Annotated in this window: 3 protein-coding genes and 1 pseudogene; 3 read left to right on the top strand and 1 reads right to left on the bottom strand. The window is 66.2% G+C overall.

Going from position 1 to position 1,894, the window contains the following annotated elements; translation table 11 throughout:
* A pseudogene (locus WB785_RS00775) lies at positions 1-200 on the bottom strand (hypothetical protein); the annotation flags it as partial.
* A 302-nt stretch (positions 201-502) separates the two neighbouring features.
* Here WB785_RS00775 and carD point away from each other — a divergent pair.
* The 3 genes from carD to WB785_RS00760 form a co-directional block, all read left to right on the top strand.
* The gene (gene carD, locus WB785_RS00770; protein ID WP_324440733.1) at positions 503-991 is read left to right on the top strand and encodes an RNA polymerase-binding transcription factor CarD; all 489 of its coding nucleotides are present in this window, start codon (positions 503-505) and stop codon (positions 989-991) included.
* Positions 992-1,014: 23 nt separating this feature from the next.
* Entirely contained in the window at positions 1,015-1,695 is a 681-nt protein-coding gene (gene ispD / locus WB785_RS00765; RefSeq protein ID WP_424076799.1) for a 2-C-methyl-D-erythritol 4-phosphate cytidylyltransferase, read from the top strand.
* Positions 1,692-1,894 (top strand): 2-C-methyl-D-erythritol 2,4-cyclodiphosphate synthase (locus WB785_RS00760; RefSeq protein ID WP_424076798.1); only part of this gene is annotated, 203 nt, incomplete at its 3' end. The genes ispD and WB785_RS00760, both read left to right, overlap by 4 nt.

Genomic DNA, 1,894 nt, shown 5'->3' with positions numbered 1-1,894 from the left:
GTGTTCTGCTGCGCCTGGATCCGGACATTGCGCAGTGCGACGTTCTTGATCACCGCCTGGCTACCGTCGACGGCCGACTCCTGGCTGGCGGTCTGGGAGAGCTGACCGGCGCTGCAGCCGGCGAGCGCAACGGCACCGATTAAGCAGCCCGCCGCGAGCGCCGCGACCCTGGTCAACCGGCGGTTGTCGAAGCGATTCACTCAAAGCCTCCTGCTCGGCCGACTCATGGCATTGCGGTTCGACTATGCACAGTAGTAGGTCGATAAGACGGCCGGTAGCTGAGGTCTCAGAGCAGCGCAGTATGATCTTGAGCGTGCCGAACAGCGCAAACCTGGAGCCCTCCGGGGGGCGCCCATCGGGTTCCCGATAGGTCGGTGCCTTGCATGAATTCTCCCGTCTGTCAACCCCCTCTGTTCATGTGTGGTGCCCCTGACCTGCGCAGTTGTTCCCCACGTGTCGGCGTGGCGTGTTAGCATGGAGTAACGAAAGGGGCTCGAAACTGATGAATTTTGCGGTCGGAGACACCGTTGTCTATCCACACCACGGTGCTGCGTTAATCGAGGCGATCGAAACCCGAACCATTAAAGGGGAACAAAAGGAATATCTCGTCTTGAAGGTGGCGCAGGGAGACCTCACAGTTCGCGTACCCGCTGAAAACGCCGAATACGTCGGCGTCCGCGATGTGGTCGGCCAGGAAGGTCTTGACAAGGTGTTCCAGGTGCTGCGCGCACCGCACACCGAGGAACCGACCAACTGGTCTCGCCGCTACAAGGCCAACTTGGAGAAGCTGGCCTCGGGTGACGTCAACAAGGTCGCCGAGGTCGTTCGCGACTTGTGGCGCCGCGACCAGGAACGCGGCCTATCGGCCGGCGAGAAGCGCATGCTGGCCAAAGCGCGGCAGATCCTGGTGGGCGAGCTGGCGCTGGCCGAAAGCACCGACGACGCCAAGGCCGAAACCATCCTCGACGAGGTTCTGGCCGCCGCGTCTTGAATCCCTGACGCGCAGGGGCCCGAGTGACAGAGACCGTCGCGGTGGTCCCGGCCGCCGGGTCGGGCCAACGGCTGGCCGCCGGTGTGCCCAAGGCGTTTTTTCACCTCGACGGCCGCACGCTGGTTGAACGCGCCGTCAGCTGTCTTCTGGAGTCCGGTGTCATCGACCGCGTCGTGGTGGCGGTGCCGGCCGACCGCACCGGCCAGGCCAAGTTGATCCTCGGCCGCCACGCGACCGTCGTCCCCGGAGGCGCGAACCGCGGTGAGTCGGTGAGCCGGGCGCTGGCGGCGGTCACAGATGCAGAACAGCCCAACTTCGTGCTGGTCCATGACGCCGCCCGGCCGCTGACACCACCCGGGGTGGTGGTGCGCGTGGTCGAGGCGCTGCGGGCCGGGCATTCGGCCGTGGTGCCCGCGCTGCCGCTTTCCGACACCGTCAAGACGGTCGATGCCAACGGGGTGGTGTTGGGGACGCCCGAGCGGGCCGGCCTGCGCGCCGTCCAAACCCCGCAGGGATTTGCCACCGAACTGCTGCTGCGTGCCTACCAGGGCGCCGCCGACCGTGCGTGGGCCGACTTCACCGACGACGCGTCGATGGTCGAGCACATCGGCGGTCAGGTGCAGGTGGTCGACGGCGACCCGCTGGCCTTCAAGATCACCACTCGATTGGACATCCTGCTGGCCCAAGCGATTGTGGTGCAGTGAGCGCGCGGATAGGGCTGGGCACCGACGTGCACGCGATCGAAGCCGGTCGGCCCTGCTGGCTGCTAGGTCTGCTGTTTCCTGACATCGACGGCTGCGCCGGACACTCCGACGGCGACGTGGCCGTCCATGCGCTGTGCGACGCGCTGCTCTCGGCGTGCGGCTTGGGCGACATCGGCGACGTGTTCGGTGTCGACGACCC

It is taken from the genome of Mycobacterium sp., assembly GCF_049585075.1.
Lineage (GTDB): Bacteria > Actinomycetota > Actinomycetes > Mycobacteriales > Mycobacteriaceae > Mycobacterium.
The sequence above is the reverse complement of the archived record's forward strand: the minus strand, read 5'-3'. Positions and strand labels throughout refer to the sequence as shown.